Genomic DNA, 18174 nt, shown 5'->3' with positions numbered 1-18174 from the left:
CATCATGACTTAAAATGTGACGCTTTTTTCTATTTCATAAAAAATACGCTCGGGCGAAATAATGAAATACTTCTCGCCTTGCGCCAACGGGACAACGGTGTCGAAACCCATCACGCGTCGCGGCGGCGCTTCCAAATACAGGAAGGCTTCCTCATTGACTACGGCTATCAGTTCCGATCCTACACTGAACGACTCATTGGCCTCCGCCACCACAATCACCCGCCCCGTTTTCCTTACCGAATTGCGGATCGTTTCCCTGTCGATGGGATAAATGGAGCGCAAATCGATCAGTTCGACCGAAATGCCGGCCTCCTGCGCCATCTTAATCGCTTTTTGACATTCACGGATCATGGCTCCGAAAGCCACTACCGTGATATCCGTACCCTCTTGAACCACCCGGGCCTTATCCAGCGGGAGAGAGAATTTTTCATCGGACACCTCTTGCTTGATGGCGCGATAAATTCGTTTAGGCTCCATAAAAACAACCGGATCGTTACTTTCGATAGCCGCGATCAACAAACCCTTTGCATCATGTGGCGTGGACGGAATCACGACCCTCAGTCCCGGGATATGGGCAAAAAGGGCTTCCGGGCTGTCGGAATGATGTTCCAGCGCATTCACGCCGCCTCCATAGGGGAAACGGATGACCACCGGCATCTTGAACTTGCCGCGCGAACGGTTTTGCATACGCGATATGCCGGTCACGATCTGGTTAAACGCAGGGAAGGTGAAACCTTCGAATTGTAGCTCCACCACAGGCCTGAGTCCCGAAACGGCCATTCCCAAAGCAGCACCCACGATTCCCGATTCGGCCAGCGGCGAGTCGAATACACGGTCGGCGCCATGTTTCCGTTGCAACCCTTCGGTGACGCGAAAAACGCCTCCTTCCACCCCTACGTCTTCTCCGTAAACAACGACACGATTGTCTTCACTCAATTTGATATCCAGCGCATCGTTAATCGCCTTTACCATCGTCATAACGCTCATCGTCTGTTCTCCTTCCAACTTAAGAATTGTTCATATTCAGCCTTTTGTCTTTTTAATTCATCCGGCATATCGGTGTACATATAGTCGAACACATCACCTAAGGGATACGCTTTAGCCTTTTCCGCTTCCACGAACTGCGCGTCGATCTGTGACTTATACGTTTCCCTGAGCTTCTCCTCATCGAGATTCCACACACCTTTGACTTCCATATACCGCTTCAAACGGAGAAGCGGATCGTTAAGTCCCCATAGCGTTTCTTCCTCTTTCTTCCGGTATTTCGAGGGATCATCCGAGGTGGTATGCGCGCCGCGACGATAGGTGAATGCTTCGATCAACACAGCACCCTTACCCGACCGGGCATATTCCGTCGCGGTTTTATAAGCCAGATACATCGCGAAAAAATCGTTGCCGTCGACCTTGATTCCGGGAAGACCGAAGGCGACCGATTTGACCGCCAGATTAACCGAACTCGTCTGCACATTCACCGGTACCGAGATGGCATACTGATTGTTTTGTATCGTGAAGACTACGGGGGCTTTCCACACGCCGGCGAAATTTAACGCTTCGCTGAAATCGCCTTCCGAAGTGCCCCCGTCACCGACAAACGTGAACACGGCGTTGTCCTTTTTTTGATATCGGATGGAATATCCGATACCGACGGCATGGTGCAACTGCGTTCCGATGGAGATGGACATGGGCAACACACGAGGCCGATGCTTAAAACTGCCTCCCTGTTCGTTTCCGAGATAAAACAGGAACATCTCTTTCGGGGAAACGCCTTTGGATAGCAGCGTGCCTAATTCGCGAAACGAAGGAACAAGCCAATCATCGTCGCGGATATTCATTCCGGCGGCGATATGGATCGCTTCCTGCCCCAGGTTGGGCGTATACGTATACATCCGCCCCTGGCGTTGATAAGAAACCGCCATTTCATCGGCCGTCCGTTCAAAAAGCATCTGTTTATACGCCTCTATGATTGTTTCATCATCCAATGCAGGCATCCGGTCTTGATCGACCACATGGCCTTCGTTGTCGATGACTTGCAGCATTTTATTTTCTATAGGATTATAATCACGAAAAATCGCAGGTAAATCGTTTTGGATCATTTATCTGTTTATTTAGAACAAATTCAAATAATATTTAGCTCTCCATATAACAGTTCGACCCATAAATAGTTCTAATGAGGCTCCGCAAAGCAGCAATAAACGCGCGCAAGTCAACAATGCCAAGTCTGGAATGAGGAAAGACTTTCTCTATTTAAAATGTTCACTTTCCGATGCAGGAAATACAACTAATTAATTATAAATTAATTACCACATAAACGGTACAAATTTTCACTTAAGTTCTATTTATTTTCTATTGATTATCAGATACTTACTTAAAAGTGCCCTTTTTCAATGTATTTACCTGATTTATTGAAAGTTGCATTTCTTATTTTGTATCGAGTTTGTACCAATTTTTTAAAACATCGCAGTCGTTGAAACTAAATTTTTTAACTGTCATGACCTATTGCAGCCAAATAACATAATATATTAAAAAATGACTTTTATTTTATTTGTTGAATAGTATTCATCAAATTTTGTTCTAACAACTTAGACCCTCTTGGTGTGTATTCGTAAACTATACAACGTAAATGCTTTAGATCAAAAGGAACGTCATCCATAGATTGAGTAATTAATATCACTTCCTTGCCGATAGTATGAGCCATTCCTACTTCATAAAATACATTTGGGTTTCTTTCCGTCAGTTCTGCAATAATAATTGAAGCTTCATTGATACTTTTCCAAATATCTTCAATTATGGGTTTATTTCCATAAATATTATCTGCCCTTAAGCATATAGCATTAGGTATCTGTTCAATAGTTGGTTTAATATGATCACTAAATATTATATTATAAGGATTTTTAAATGGAGATAAGACAAAATAAAGATTGTCATTCCTTAAAAAATCTCGTCCTTTAAAAATTGGGTTAATTTTGACTATTTTATTCATTAAATCAATTCTATTTATTTCTGTCTGAATATAATTGTTTTGCTAACTCTGTTATGTTAATATCATTGAAATTTTCAAGCCAATTGGTTGGAAACAGGAAGTGAATTATATCCTCAAAACCAAATACTTCTTCCAATTGTCTTTTAACATCATCAGCATTGCACATAAAGTTTGGACGATTATCTTGAAATCTAACATATGGAACTCCCGATGCATTTTTATTTGAAGCAAATACATCAACGACTAATTGCGATACCACAATAGCATAGTGAATAGGTTGATAAAGCCTAACATTCTTTAAGCTAAAGTTATTATTACGTGCTATTTGTACCACTGGCTCATCGAGTAAATAAAGTATTTTTTCAACTTTATCTCTATCATTTTGGGAAAGATTTCCTCCCACATTACACATTGACACTTTAAACGGCATTCTTATATCTCCTTTTTTAGTAATCCTTTCCTATTATTATATGGTTTCATTAACAAAACACCTGCCCAAAACGCCCAATTTATTACCATCACAATATATTTTTCGAAAATAGTAATCTTTGCTCCGAGGTATTCATTTAATTCTCCACTAGTAGCTTTTCCCAAAAATGCACTGGCAGACAAATTTGCAAAATCTAAATCTAAAAAATTTTCTCGATGGGTAATTTTATTTCTTTCATCCCTTATAACCTCAAAAGCTTCACTATTGCTCGTAAGATAATCTAAAATATTCTCAGTTTCAGATATTTTTTTTAGTTTATTTGAAACAGTTCTGTAATAACATTCTTTCTCCTGTAATTCTAAACTAAATATTACATTTATCAAAAGAAGAATTTGATCGTTTACTTTAGTTATTCTTGAATAAAAATTCTCCACGTGATATCTAATCAAAGTTATTTTACGAGAGTTTATTCCCATATCTTCCTGAGTAAGCTCTTTTAGAAGCTCTACTATTAATTCTAATGTCCTTAGTGTGCCTATAATATTATAAGACTTAACAAAAACTTCATAATAAAAATCTTCTTCTTCGGATTTCTCATTTTTAGTAACAACTGGAGAATAATCCTTAACAATTAATTTCCAAAATACAGTTTTTTCTAATTCATCGACTGTTTTTGGTCCATTGTTTCGATCTGTAAGCATAGTTATATATTTTAATCAAACTTCAACTCAGGCAAACTCTTCACAGTCTCCACCGTTTGCAGACTTACGTTGATGATACTTAACAGCAAATTGAGAATGTATTTGGGTTGCCCGTGTTCACGCGCCCAATCATTGGGATCGTTGGTGATGCCGCTTGCCGGATGAGTGGTTATTTGATACCGCTCCATAATCCATTCAATAGCACTTTTACCATTTACAACGTACTCGTATGCCTCTTCGGGAATGTTTTCTATCGTGATTTGATGGTTGTAGATGATGGTATCGGTTATCCCTTTCTTGGGAAAACGCATTTTTTCTACTTCGTAATCCACATTTGCACCAGTATCTATTATGACACGAACAGTGTTGGGTTTTTCGTAGTTTTCATAATTGAGATGGAGTTCTGCTAATTGACGACCGGCTTTTACAAATTTCCAGAAATCGGTGCTGTTGTCCACCAAAGGTAAACGGGGAAGCGTCTTTTTGAGATCGGCCACAAAAGTTTCACGGTATTGGGGGCTGTGCAAAATGCCATACACGTAATAAAACACATCTTCTTTTTGGGTCACATTGCCGTACATAGCACGGGCACGTTCCAAAATAAAATCACTGATACCGTCACGACGTGAATACATACTTGTTTCAGGTTCCGCTACGGCATCGAAGAGCGTAGGACTGTCTTGCTGCCGTTCTTCATACCAATAGAGAGGGAAGCATTGTGCTCCTGCTTCTAATAAATTCAAATCAACAATTTTATCTGAGATTAAAACGGAAGCTTGTTTATTTCCTCCTAACCCAGAAACACATATGATTAAATTTCTAATCTGTGATAAAGGAAAGAATTTATCTTGTTGATATGTACGTTGTACGATTGCTTTTTCAAAACAAACATGTTGATTTTGAAAAGGGCGATAGATAGAGTTAACAATGTTTTTATCTGAAAATGCTAACACTTCTCCTTTATCAAAAGAATTTTTCAATTTATCATTCCAGCTTATTTTTGTCTTATCATAATGTTCATCAGAAAACTTGGAGTCAGGGATTTCCAATCTATTATTGTAAAACCCAATTAATGATTGAATATTTTCTGACAATTTATTATAAGAAAAATTATACATCCATGTGTCAGCAGCGGTTGCGATACCAAGTGAATACGTTGTAAAAAATGATTTTGTTTGCCCATCGAATTTCTTATCCGGTGTAAGCGCAATGAGATCGGAAAAACTGTCATTCCGATGGTTAATCCAATCACCATATTCGTTGGGTTGAAGAACCTGCCATTGCATTTTCGGGTTGGAAATACTACCAAAATTTTTAGTCAAGGTCAATTTATCTTCACGAGTAAGATAGTCTTCCACTTCGTGGTACCGGATTTTGGCGTTGCCTATGCGTCCTGGCTTTTTCACCAATAAAGTAACAGCAATAGGCGTCCGGCTACCTGATCCAAAAATCTTGCCGCCTTCTTTTCTTGATAATTCGCCACTTGTACGTTGATTTCCACGTAAGTTAAATACATAAATAGATGAAAATTCTTTTTCGATGGACTTTCTGAAACCATCCATTCCATTCGTATCAATCCATGCCCCATTGGAAACAAAACAGATAATTCCTCCATTATTCGGGTCTAACCGATCGCTTGCCCATCGGAAAGCTTTAATGTACGCGTCATATAAAGCTTTTATGGAATTAGCAGCCGTTCCTACTGCATATGTAGTTTCAATCCTTTTTTCTAAATAGGTATATTTCTGATTTTCAGAATTGTCGTTAGCTGATTTTTGCCCGATGGAATAAGGCGGATTGCCTATAATCACACGCAAAGGGGCTTTTTGCTGTTCCTGAACCCGTTTGGAGTTCTGTGGAAACATTTCGCTGAAAAGTTCTTCGCTATCTTTTGTTTCACCCAATTGAAAAGTATCGGTCAAACAGATTCCATCGAACGGCGTATATTCTCCTTCCGTTTCGTTTTTTATTTCGTGATATACGTTTTCGATATTAACCGAACCAATATAGTAAGCAAGCAATACTATTTCGTTAGCATGAATTTCCTGTTTATATTTTCTTTCAAGCGTTTCGGGCGAAATTAATCCAGTTTGTAATAATCGGGTAATAAATGTTCCTGTACCCGTAAAGGGGTCTAGGATATGAATGTTTTCATCGCTCAACATACGGCCAAATTCTTTTTGCAGTACATCGCTTACCGAATGAATAATGAAATCTACTACTTCTACCGGCGTATATACAATACCCAACCGTTCAGCCATTTTCGGAAACGCAGCCTTGAAAAACTTATCATAGAGTTCGATAATGATCTTTTGTTTGGCTTCGGCATTGTCTATTTCTGATGCCCTCATTTTTACGCTATCATAAAATTTCTGTAGCGTATCATTTTCCTGTTCCGTATTTTCATTTTCCAGAAGACCTAACATTTGTTGCATGGATTGTGAAATGGCATTATTCTTCACAAACGAATAGTTTTCAAACAGGGCTTCGAAAACGGGTTGGGTGATGATGTGTTGCGAAAGCATCTCAATGGCTTCTGCTTCGGTTACGGATGGGTTAATGTTCTTGTGCAGTCCTTTCAGAAAACGTTCAAAAGCTTTTTTGTGCTTTTTATCTTCGGCAACAAGATGGGTAATGCGCTCGATCTGCCGTTCGGCTATCTCCGCAATGTCTTTTGCCCATTGCTCCCAATAGCGCCTATCACCCACTTTCTCCACCATTTTGGCATAAAGCAAGCTTTGCATTTGCTCAAATTTGAGCGACAGCTGCAATACGGCATCGGAAGTGTTATCAACCAATCCCGCATCGTTATAATCATTATCACCGCCGTGCGCCGGAGCGCCGATAACAATATTCTGCGGTTTGTTTTTATTGAGTTCTATTTTATTGACAGTGGCTTTGAATCGGTCGTCGTGGGCACGAAGCGCATTAAGAACCGTCCAGACAACAGCATAAACTTTATTATTATCTAACGCTTTTTTGGTATCCACATCGCTTGGAATAACAATAGGTATGATGATATAGCCATATTTTTTACCCGGAGCACGGCGCATAACCCGCCCAACGGATTGGACTACGTCCACTTGGGAATTTCGGGGTGAAAGAAAAATAACTGCATCCAATGATGGAACGTCCACACCTTCGCTCAAACAACGCACATTCGTGAGAATACGGCAGTTTTGTGTTCCCCGCTCCACGCTTTTGAGCCATGAAAGTTTTTGCCCTCGCTCAGTAGCAGCCATTGTTCCGTCGATATGCTGGCTATCCACCATTACCATTCGCTGTTGGGCTTCTTCACTCAATTTTTTGTAATAAAGTTCGCCCATTTGATTAAACGCGTTGGTGATTTGTTTAGAGGTTTTTATATTTTGACAAAAAGCGACAGCAGTATGCATCGGCTCGGGGTCACTACTTTTAACAAGGGCATTGTCTCCTACCAACTCTTTGCTCAAAGCGTTAATACAACCTATAAGTTTATTAATATCGTTTGCGGGAACTTCGGTAGTTCCGTCAGCAACCATCTGTTGGACAGAAAGAGGCATGTCGTTCTCATTAACCGTAAGCACCAAAACTTTATAATCGGATAACAATCCTTTGTTTACGGCCTCTCCAAAACCGATATGGTATATTTCTTCTCCGTAGAGCCTCGTGTCGTCCATCGAACAAAGCACGGCATCCATATCCACGGCTTTTTTCTTATTGTCGTCGCTATACAGACGAGGCGTAGCAGTCATATACATTCGTTTATGTCCTTGAATAAAATCATTATCATGGACTTTTACGAAAGCACTTTCATCGTCGTTGGAAAGCGTTACACCTGTGGTACGATGGGCTTCGTCACAAATAATTAAATCGAAAATGCCTTTGTCTACACTACTCCCCAGTTGTAGGACAGGTATTATCACTTTATTAAGTGCGTTAAGATAAATATCTTCATACAAATTTATACTTATTATTTGGTTTATAATACTTTTCTTTCATTTTATTCGCTGTTTTTTCTTTAGCTCATGGAGCGAAGGCGTAGCCGAAGCGGAATGAGCTAAAAAAAGGCTCTCCCTATCAGGCCGTTTTCAGCCGTCCCGTTCCACATTGGAAGACTTCTATCGGCGGTCGGTAGCCAAGGCTCTGATGGAGCCTGTCGTGATTATAGAACCGGAAGTACCCGTTCAATCCCTTCCACAAACTGTTTCCATCGTCATACGCATGCAAATAGATGTGTTCGTACTTCACACTGCGCCATAAACGTTCAATAAAGATATTATCGATGGCACGACCTCTACCGTCCATACTGATGCGAATCTCATGCCTTTTCAGGCAATCGGTGTAAATATCCGAAGTGAACTGACTGCCTTGGTCAGAATTGATTATTTCCGGTGTTCCATGTACCGAGATAGCCTCTTCGATACAATCCACACACCATTCCGCGCTCATCGTGTTACTCAGGCTCCAGCCCACCACATAACGTGAGTAAACATCGATAATGGCAAACAAATACATAAACCCTTTCGACATGGGAATATAGGTGATGTCAATGGCCCAAACCTGATTCGGCCTGTCAATCTTCAGCCCTTTCAACAAATAGGGGTATTTGTGCCCATCCTTTCCCGGGATAGTGGTCCTTGTGCCCGGATAAAGGGTCTGCCAACCCACCATGCGCATTAACCGTCTGAGCCGTTTACGGTTGATTCTATACCCTAACAGGGTGAGTAAGGGTAGAAGTCGCTCAACACCATAAAATGGAGTGGAAAGATATTGTTCGTCCAACCAACGCATAATCCCCAAATTCTCCTCACTTTCAGGAGAAGGGGTGTAGTACAACCCGCTACGGTGAATCGAAAGCAGCTTGCATTGACGCACTATACTCATCTCCGGAGATTGACGTTCGACCAATTCGCGGCGTACTTCCGGAGGCATCATCGCAGCTTTTTTTTTAACCAGTCATTGTCAACCTTCAATTCCCCTATCTGACGATAAAGTTCTGCTATCAGACGGTCTTTTTCTGATAATTCATCATGCCCGACACTCTTTTCAAAGACCTTGCTTCCTTCTTCCTTGAAAGAACGTTTCCACTGGCTTACCTGATTGGGATGCAAATCATATTTTTTACACAAACTTTCAATGGTTTCTCGTTCTTGCAATGCTTCCAACGCTACTTTGGCTTTAAATTCAGCACTGAATTTTCTCCGACTTCCTTTATTCATAATTCTTTGTCTTTTACGCACAAAGATACTACTTAACTTCTTGTCCTAATTTTGGGGAGTATTATAGTAGATAACTACTCCCAATCCCACAACCATCCAAAAGACAATATTTGCAGTAAATTCATCGGCTCCCATTTCGATTGCGACAATTCTCACAAGTGCAGCAATAGCGATACATCCAATAACTACTGACAGGTAGATTATAATATATTCAAGGCATTTACTTTTCATCCAATATATTCCTCAAATTATTATTAATTTCTCTCCGCCTAAATGTGGGGTTTGAAAACCCACTAATTTTTGTCGACAATGTTGACACAGCTCAGACATCACTACTAATTGTTTTTATTTATCAGATTAACAACCACTTTTACCATTACGTCTTTCTCTTCCGTTCGGCTCTCTGCAATCATAAGAGTAAGAGCTACTAATGTGTTGTTTTCAATGAGTTTTGTACCATCGGCTTTATAAAGAATACCGTTCTTCTCCAGAAACCAAAGAAAGAGAAATGCGGCAATCCGTTTATTTCCATCGCTAAAAGAATGATTTTTCGTTACCAAATAGAGTAACATGGCCGCTTTTTCTTCCACGCTCGGATAGAGGTCTTGTCCGTCAAATGTTTGGTAAATTGTACTAATAGAACTTTTGAATGATTCATCTTTCTCGTTTCCAAACAAATCACTTCCGCCAAACTTGTTTTTAAGAAAACCAACCACCTCCATTGCTCCTTCATAAGTTACCCGGAAAGAGTCATGTGAAGTAGTGTGCTCTACTGCTAATTCCTGATAGTCGTACCTGTCCAATGTATCCAATGCGTATGTATAGTCACTGATTACTTGTAACAATCCGGTTGCTTCATCGGCAGATAGCTCTTTTGATTGTAGTACATTTGATAAAAGTTTAACTGTCTGCTTTAAGTCACTATATTGTTGTAATTTAATCTTTTCATTTACGACGTAACCCTTAACGAGATATTCTTTTAGTATCTTGTTAGCCCAGATTCGGAACTGTATACCTCTATTGGATTTAACTCTATATCCAACTGAGATTATCATATCTAAATTACAATATTCTAATTCGCGCAACACGTCTCTATTACCCTCTTTTTGAACTGTCGCAAAATTTGCGACAGTTGAAATTCCGGACAATTCTTCTCTTGCTGCGTTGTTAATATGCTTACCGATTGTTTTAATATCCCGACCAAATAACTCTGCCATTTGTTGGCGACGAAGCCATACTGTATCGTTTTCCAATCGCACTTCTATGTTTGCCCCACCATTAGGCGTTTGATAAATAACTATTTCTCCTGTTTTCATTATTTCTTATTATTTTGTGGCGACACTGCCACCACTATTATTTTAAACTTATTTTATTGGCAGATTCTCGTTTTTTAGCGTTTACCAAATCGGAATATATTTGTGTCGTTGAAACGTTTTTGTGAGTAAGCATTTTACTTACCGTATAAATATCGGTTCCCAATGCAATCTGCAAAGTGGCAAACGTATGGCGGAAGCAATGAAAGGTGATGTGCTTAGTAATCCCCGCATCTTGAACCCAGTGTTTCAGCGGTTGATAAACCATAAATCTCTTTAAGCCTTTAAAAACTTTTCCCTCGCTTCGTTCTCCACATAATTTCAAAGCTTCATCGCTTATGGGTAATGTGGTTTCCGTCTCGGTTTTCTCTGTTCTTAACCGCAAGCAATAACCACCTTCAGAAGCGGGAACAATATTTTTCCATTCCAGATTTAAAATATCACTGATACGCAATCCAGTGAGGCAAGAAAATAATGATGCCTCCTTTAGAACAGGAATCTTACACGGAATTTCGACCAACTTCTTCACTTCCTCTAAAGTGAGATATTCTATTTTCACATCGGTCGTATCAATAGATTCAAGGAAGTCATTGAGATTTTCCCTGAAAAACTTTTCTTTGTACGCTATTTTTAAAAGCGCTCGGAAAGTTGAGAAATATCCGGCAGCCGAATTTTGGGATATTTTCTGGTTTTTACGCTTCAAATGATGAGCATTAAGAAGATAATCCCTGAATTTATTACAAAGTTCCACCGTGACATCCCCGAAAGAACATTTACCATTCACAAATTTATGAAAGTGCAGATATACTTTCATCCATTTCTGGTCTTTTTTCTGAGCCTTCATTTTAAAGTAAGACAGAAAATCCGCTTTTTTCTTGTTTTTATCCAGAAAACCAAACTCTTCATTAATCAAAGACTGTACTCTCAATCCACGAATAACTTCGCCTTTCATTATCATTTCCTGATTGAACTCCCACTCCATTTCATTTTTCGGTTTGGCATAAATATAAATGCCTAATGATTCCCGACGTGTCATGCGCATTGTAAAAGGATCACGTATTGCCGGATAGAAGTCGAGATACAAACTTTCTTTCGCACCCGACACTACTCTTTTTCTCAATGTTACTTTTGGTATAGTTGCCATAGTTATTCGATGATTTGCATTTCAAATAATTTGTCCAATTCCGGTTTTGATATCTTAATGTATCTTCCTTCTTTTATTTTGGGAATATTATGATACTTGATGTAATGATATAATGCGTCTCGAGTTAAGTCATACTTTTGCATTGCCTCATCAACGCTGTAATATTCCGGCTTTACATACCCTTTTGCTGTATCAAAGTGAGTTTGTGAATAAAAAACATTCCGTCCTTCCTTTTTCTTCGGGATATTATTTTCGGAAACAAAAGAATAAATGGCTGCTTTAGTTAGCTTGTATTTTTCCTGTAACTGTTCTACACTATACCAACTTTCAATATCCAGTGAACTATGACCGTTTTTGCTTTCGAAATAACGGTCAATATGCTTTTTACTAAAATAAGACTTTCCTCTGCTCAAGGTTTTCGGGATATTATTCTCTCTTGCAACTTTGTAAATCCAGGACTCCTTCACATTAAACTTATCCTTTATTTCCGAAATGGTATAAAAGTCAGTCATGAGTTTCTGTTCTTTTGTTGGTCGAGCTCTATATGGTTCCGGATCATCGAATAACGCATCTATATCCTCTCGGCGAATAAAAGTTTTCCCATTGGTTTGAAAAGCAGACAATATACCACTATGCAAATAACGATAAATGGTCGTCCGTCCAACGCTTAACAGAAAAGCTGTTTCGGAAACGGTAAGAAACTCTTTGTTCTTTATTACTTCATATTTCTCACTTATTTGCTCAATTCGATGCATGGTTCGATATCCGATTGCATTCAGGGCATATTTTTTCCCCCGTTCGTCTTTTTTTGCTTGTTTATAGGCTTTGGAATTACAGCTAATGGAACAATAACGAGTTGTCGTAGTTTTCGCTATAAACAACCGGTTACACCATTCGCATTTTTTCTGAATTTCTAAATTTGAGCTCATAATTTATCCCTTATTTTGTTCCATTAAGATTCACAGTGTCTCATAAAGTTCCAATTATACATTACCTATGAATACAAATACTACTGAAACAATTATTTCGTAACTGCGATACAAATACGATACAAAAATAGGTATAACATATGATATAACAAAACAATAAAGATAAAAATAAAAAAAATAAACCCGCTATAATATAGCGAGTTATTGCTTTTTACTGATTATTACATATGTTTGATAATCAACAAATTACTTCCCGATACAAAACTTACTGAAAATATTTCCAAGAATTTCGTCGGTCGATATTTGTCCGGTGATCTCGCCCAAATAAAACATGCACTCTCGGATATCCTGCGAAATAAAATCGTTTGATACACCTTCATCCAGTCCGGCTTTGGCACGGCGAAGAGCGGCTAAAGCTTTCGTTAACGCTTCGTAATGACGCAGGTTGGTGACAATCACATCGCTCTCGCCGATATCGGGAATATGGGCTAGCACGGTCAGCAGATTCTGCAAATCAACGATACTCTCTTTCTGCTTTGCCGATATCAGCAACCGATGGGCCGGTAAATCAGGAAGTATAGACATCTTTTGCATACACACTTCTTTCGATACGAGATCGGACTTATTAAACAATAAGACGACTTGCTTGCCTTCCAACCGCGGAATGACGGAAGACGCGAGCGATTCCACTTCTTCTTCCGGAGTCGTCAAATCGATCATCCACAGCACAATGGAAGCCTGATCGAGTTTCCGATAGGTACGTTCGATACCGAGCATTTCAATCGTATCGGTCGTTTCGCGGATGCCGGCGGTATCGATGAAACGAAAGGTCACTCCATGGATATTCACAAGGTCTTCGATTACGTCACGCGTAGTGCCGTGAATATCGGAGACAATCGCTTTTTCTTCATTCAGAAGAAGATTTAACAGGGTCGATTTCCCTGCATTCGTTTCCCCGATAATCGCTACCAGAATACCGTTCTTAATGGCATTCCCCAATTGGAAGGAATCGGCCAATACTTCTATCTTCTCTTCAATACCTGTCATCAATTCACGCAACTTCCCGCGATCGGCAAACTCTACATCCTCTTCCGAAAAATCGAGTTCCAATTCAATCAACGACACAAAATGCAACAAAGCATCCCGCAACTCGCGCAATTTACCGGCAAACCCTCCCCGCATCTGATTCATCGCCACCCGATGCGAGACTCTGGAAGAAGAAGCGATAAGATCGGCGACCGCTTCGGCCTGGCTTAAATCGAACTTCCCGTTTTTAAATGCCCGTTGGGTAAACTCCCCGGCTTTAGCCAATCGCGCCCCTTGTGCAAGCAGCCCTTCGACGATCTTTTGTTGAATATACACCGACCCGTGGCACGATATCTCCACACTCTCTTCGCCGGTAAACGAATGCGGAGCATGAAAGACTGTCACCAATACTTCATCGAGCACTTCGTTCTGATAAAGAATTCGTCCAAAGTGCACCGTATTGGCCGGCACACCGACTAATTTTTTTCCTGAAGGAGATACAAATACTTTATCGGTTAAAGCGATGCATCCTTCGCCTGATAGACGCACAACAGCGATGGCTCCCATTCCGGGCGGCGTCGATATGGCACAAATGATTTCTTCTTTCATCTTACATCTTCTACTATTCTACCGTTACCGATTTTGCCAGGTTGCGCGGCATATCGACATCCCTGTTTTTATTGACGGCGATGTGGTAAGCGATTAATTGCAACGGTATGGAAGTCAATAACGGCTCAAGGCATTCTTCCGTGGAAGGGATTTCGATGCAATGATCCACTAACGATTTGACGGATTTATCCCCCTCGGTTACGATAGCAATCACGCGACCATTCCGCGCTTTGATTTCCTGAATATTACTTACGACCTTTTCATACACCGTATTATGTGTGGCAATCGCGACTACAGGCATCTCATTATCGATAAGCGCAATAGGGCCGTGCTTCATTTCGGCGGCAGGATACCCTTCGGCATGGATATAGGAAATTTCTTTCAACTTGAGCGCTCCTTCCAACGCGATGGGATAATTATAACCTCGTCCCAAATAAATAAAGTTACGGGCATAGGTAAATATCCGGGATAATTTCTTTATACTTTTATTCAATGCCAACACCCGTTCAATCTTTTCAGGGATATGGCTTAGTTCTTTGATAACAGCGAGATATTTTTCGACGGAAATCTTCCCTTTTTCTTTTCCTATCGCCAAGGCCATCATGGTAAGCACCGTAATTTGAGCCGTAAACGCTTTGGTAGAAGCCACCCCGATCTCATGACCGCAATGGGTGTACGATCCGGAGTGCGTATTACGCGGGATGGAAGAGCCCACCACGTTACAGATGCCATACACAAATGCTCCGGCATGACGGGCCAACTCGATAGCAGCAAGCGAGTCGGCCGTTTCACCCGATTGCGATATGGCAATGACAATATCTTCAGGATGAATGACCGGATGACGATACCTGAATTCCGAGGCGTATTCCACCTCCACCGGAACACGGCAAAATTCTTCGAAAAGGTATTTGCCGATGAGGCCGGCATGCCATGACGTGCCGCAAGCAACAATAATGATTCGCTTTGCCTGAATGAATTTGTCCTTATGATCGATGATGCCGGAAAGCGTGACATTGGTTGCTTCCACATTAATACGCCCGCTCATGCAGTTTTTAAGCGTTTCGGGCTGTTCGAATATCTCCTTCAACATAAAGTGAGGATAGCCGCCGCGCTCGAGTTCGCTGAGGTTCATCTCCAGTTCCTTTATATGAAGAGGTTTCCGGACATTGGTTAACGTGATAATTTTAGGTTCCTGATCACGGCGGATGACGGCAATTTCTTCATCATCCAGATAAATCACCTTATTGGTATATTCGATAATCGGCGAGGCATCCGAAGCCAGAAAGAACTCTCCCTTGCCGACACCGACCACCAACGGACTACTTTTACGGGCGGCAATGATTTGATCGGGGTTCCCTTTTTCAAGCAGTGCAATAGCGTAGGCACCGACCACTTGGCTTAACGCAATCTGTACAGCCGTTAACAGATCATACCCGTTCAGCTGACGGATATATTCAATCCACTGCACCAACACTTCGGTATCGGTACTGCTGTGGAAAGTATAGCCGTTAGCTATCAGTTGGGCCTTCAACACGGCATAGTTTTCGATAATTCCGTTATGGATAAGCGCCAACGACTCCGATTGAGAATAGTGCGGATGTGCGTTCGCATTACTCGGTTCGCCATGGGTAGCCCAACGCGTGTGAGCGATTCCTATCGTACCGGAAGTGTCTTTATCCTGTACATATTCCTCCAAGTCCTGTACACGGCCTTTGGATTTGTAAACCGATAAATTATTCCGTTCGTTGATCAACGCCACGCCAGCACTGTCATATCCCCTGTATTCGAGGCGATGAAGCCCTTTTATCAAGACAGGATAAGCTTCCCGAAAACCGATATATCCTACAATCCCGCACATACTCTTTCTCTTTTTATTTTTAAGCCTCCAAAGATAATCAAAAAGATTTTTTGTCCATTATTTAAAAGACAAAAGATAGGAAAGGCGTTATGAAATATAAAGTGTGAAGTATGGAGTATGAATGGATTGAATTTTTCAATACCGAAAACTACTTCCGCCCAAAAACTCGCGCAGCAACGACGTGGGGGGCAATTCGCGGTCGGTAATGTAATTAAAATAATTCAAGAATTTCAGCAGACGGTATGCTTCGGAATATTCGGGTACCGTACGGGGCACACGCATGAGGATAGGCTCCGCGTGCCGCCGGATAGCCGCCAGCTCATAGATCATGGCCGAATTGAACATTACGTCGGCATTCTCCTGAAAAGGAAAGATCCATTTATCTTCTCCGCGACGAACGCTTTCCCATCTCGAAATCGTATCCTGCGCCGAATATCCCCGATAACGGTAGTCGCGCACAATGCGCCGTAGGAGCCGGTTGTCGGATGCGGGAATCCAGTTATGATTATCCAACGAAATGGACGTCAATGCCGAAACATACACCATAAACTTCTTATCGCGAGGGATATGCGCCGTAAGTTCCGGATTCAGCCCATGGATTCCCTCCACAATGAGGAGACTGCTTTCGTCCATCTTGAGGAAGTTATTCTTAAAGTCCCGTTTTCCGGTGACGAAATTATAAAACGGCAGTTCCACTTCGTAGCCATTCATCAAGGTAATCAGATGCTGCTCGAAAAGCTCGAGATCGAGCGCATATAACGATTCGTAATCCTTTTCGCCGAATTCATCCAACGGCGTATGCTCCCGCTCTATAAAGTAGTTATCGAGAGAAAGGCCGATAGGCCTTAACAGATTGACGAATAATTGTATTTCGAGCCGCTTGCGGAAAGTGGTTTTTCCGGATGACGAAGGGCCCGAAATAAGCACCAGCCGCACCCCTTCGTGGAACTTTTTGGTAATCTCTTCGGCGATATGAGCGATTTGCTTGGATTGATAGGCTTCGGCCACCTGAATGACTTCCGACATCCGGTCATCCTGCTTGGCTTTATTGAGGTCGCCTACATTATCGAGTTTGCTTATCTTCAAGAAAGAGAGATGTTCACGATACACATTGAGCAGTTTATCCTGTTGAATAAACGGTTCGAGTTCGACAGGATTCTCCCGCTTGGGAACCCTCAAGAGGAACCCTCCGTTATAAGGGCGGATATCGAACAGGCTGATGTATCCGGTGGAAGGCGTCAGGCAACCATAGAAATAATCGATGTACTCCCCGAGTTTGAAATAGCGGGAATAAACCAAATCGGCTGTTTCCAGCAACAGCGCCTTATCCTCCATCCGCCGCTCGCGGAATAGTTTGACCACATTCTCCGTTTCATCTTCCACTTGTATAAAAGGAAGGTCGGCCTGCACAATATCCCTCATCCGGTTGCGCACAGCATCAAGCTCTTTTTCACCGACAGGCGCCTCGCCATGTATCTGGAAATAATATCCTTTTGCCACCGCATGTTCGATATGTACTTCGGCATCGGGCAGTACATCGTCGACCGCTTTGGCCAAAATAAAACAAAGCGAGCGCACATATGTACGCATAGCCGAAGAATTACTGATATCGACATACTCCACCGTGCGCGGACGATATACTTTATAGGCGAGCGACTCGGTTTTATTGTTTACTTTAGCGTTGGCGATCAAATACGGCATTTTCACTCCGAAAACAGCTATCAGTTGTTCCAAAGACGAACCTATCGGCACCTCCTTATACTCGTTCGTGTTTACGCACTTGATTTTGACCAAGTCTTTCTTTTCATCATTCATATTTGTTGATCTTCTTATTTAACACATCAAAAATTATTCACCATTGGTGTAAGCCTGACGGATGTTTGCTCGTCCGGCCTGCTAAAATACAGCATTTTTTGCATATATCCGCAAAAAAAAATACCTTTGTTCGTATTAGATTGATGGAGATTGATATTCGATTGACGA

Annotated in this window: 14 protein-coding genes; all 14 read right to left on the bottom strand. The window is 41.3% G+C overall.

The annotated features are described in order from the left end of the window. Positions 1-9: 9 nt before the first annotated feature. A complete protein-coding gene (locus ABNK31_RS08415) occupies positions 10-987 on the bottom strand; it encodes an alpha-ketoacid dehydrogenase subunit beta (RefSeq protein WP_418895211.1) in 978 nt (325 codons plus the stop codon). Then, positions 984-2093 carry a pyruvate dehydrogenase (acetyl-transferring) E1 component subunit alpha gene (pdhA, locus tag ABNK31_RS08410; RefSeq protein ID WP_418895210.1) on the bottom strand — a complete coding sequence of 370 codons (1110 nt, stop codon included), beginning with the start codon at positions 2091-2093 and terminating at the stop codon, positions 984-986. Before pdhA ends, ABNK31_RS08415 begins: the two co-directional genes overlap by 4 nt. A gap of 440 nt (positions 2094-2533) precedes the next feature. Continuing rightward, the gene (locus tag ABNK31_RS08405) at positions 2534-2980 is read right to left on the bottom strand and encodes a hypothetical protein (protein WP_418895209.1); all 447 of its coding nucleotides are present in this window, start codon (positions 2978-2980) and stop codon (positions 2534-2536) included. A 10-nt stretch (positions 2981-2990) separates the two neighbouring features. After that, positions 2991-3410: a hypothetical protein gene (locus ABNK31_RS08400; RefSeq protein WP_418895208.1), complete on the bottom strand. Its 420-nt coding sequence runs from the start codon at positions 3408-3410 to the stop codon at positions 2991-2993. Positions 3411-3412: 2 nt separating this feature from the next. Further along, positions 3413-4111 carry a Cthe_2314 family HEPN domain-containing protein gene (locus tag ABNK31_RS08395; RefSeq protein WP_418895207.1) on the bottom strand — a complete coding sequence of 233 codons (699 nt, stop codon included), beginning with the start codon at positions 4109-4111 and terminating at the stop codon, positions 3413-3415. An 11-nt stretch (positions 4112-4122) separates the two neighbouring features. Further along, positions 4123-8052 carry a type ISP restriction/modification enzyme gene (locus ABNK31_RS08390; protein ID WP_418895206.1) on the bottom strand — a complete coding sequence of 1310 codons (3930 nt, stop codon included), beginning with the start codon at positions 8050-8052 and terminating at the stop codon, positions 4123-4125. Positions 8053-8170: 118 nt separating this feature from the next. Then, positions 8171-9028, bottom strand: coding sequence for an IS3 family transposase (locus ABNK31_RS08385; protein ID WP_418892547.1), 858 nt, complete (start codon positions 9026-9028; stop codon positions 8171-8173). Further along, positions 9025-9312, bottom strand: a complete 288-nt coding sequence (locus tag ABNK31_RS08380) for a transposase (RefSeq protein ID WP_418892548.1) — start codon at positions 9310-9312, stop codon at positions 9025-9027. Before ABNK31_RS08380 ends, ABNK31_RS08385 begins: the two co-directional genes overlap by 4 nt. Before the next feature lie 335 nt (positions 9313-9647). Next, on the bottom strand, positions 9648-10628 hold the full coding sequence (gene rhuM / locus ABNK31_RS08375) for a RhuM family protein (RefSeq protein ID WP_418895205.1): 981 nt from the start codon (positions 10626-10628) through the stop codon (positions 9648-9650). A 37-nt stretch (positions 10629-10665) separates the two neighbouring features. Continuing rightward, positions 10666-11769, bottom strand: coding sequence for a tyrosine-type recombinase/integrase (locus ABNK31_RS08370; RefSeq protein WP_418895204.1), 1104 nt, complete (start codon positions 11767-11769; stop codon positions 10666-10668). Positions 11770-11771: 2 nt separating this feature from the next. Next, complete coding sequence (locus ABNK31_RS08365) at positions 11772-12698, bottom strand: helix-turn-helix domain-containing protein (protein WP_418895203.1); 927 nt, start codon at positions 12696-12698, stop codon at positions 11772-11774. Positions 12699-12944: 246 nt separating this feature from the next. Then, a complete protein-coding gene (mnmE, locus tag ABNK31_RS08360) occupies positions 12945-14333 on the bottom strand; it encodes a tRNA uridine-5-carboxymethylaminomethyl(34) synthesis GTPase MnmE (protein WP_418895202.1) in 1389 nt (462 codons plus the stop codon). Positions 14334-14346: 13 nt separating this feature from the next. Continuing rightward, positions 14347-16191, bottom strand: coding sequence for a glutamine--fructose-6-phosphate transaminase (isomerizing) (gene glmS, locus ABNK31_RS08355; RefSeq protein WP_418895201.1), 1845 nt, complete (start codon positions 16189-16191; stop codon positions 14347-14349). 135 nt (positions 16192-16326) lie between these two features. Beyond that, positions 16327-18006: a nucleoside kinase gene (locus ABNK31_RS08350; protein WP_418895200.1), complete on the bottom strand. Its 1680-nt coding sequence runs from the start codon at positions 18004-18006 to the stop codon at positions 16327-16329. Positions 18007-18174: the final 168 nt, after the last annotated feature.

It is taken from the genome of Limibacterium fermenti (assembly GCF_041902845.1).
GTDB lineage: Bacteria > Bacteroidota > Bacteroidia > Bacteroidales > Dysgonomonadaceae > Limibacterium > Limibacterium fermenti.
The sequence above is the reverse complement of the archived record's forward strand: the minus strand, read 5'-3'. Positions and strand labels throughout refer to the sequence as shown.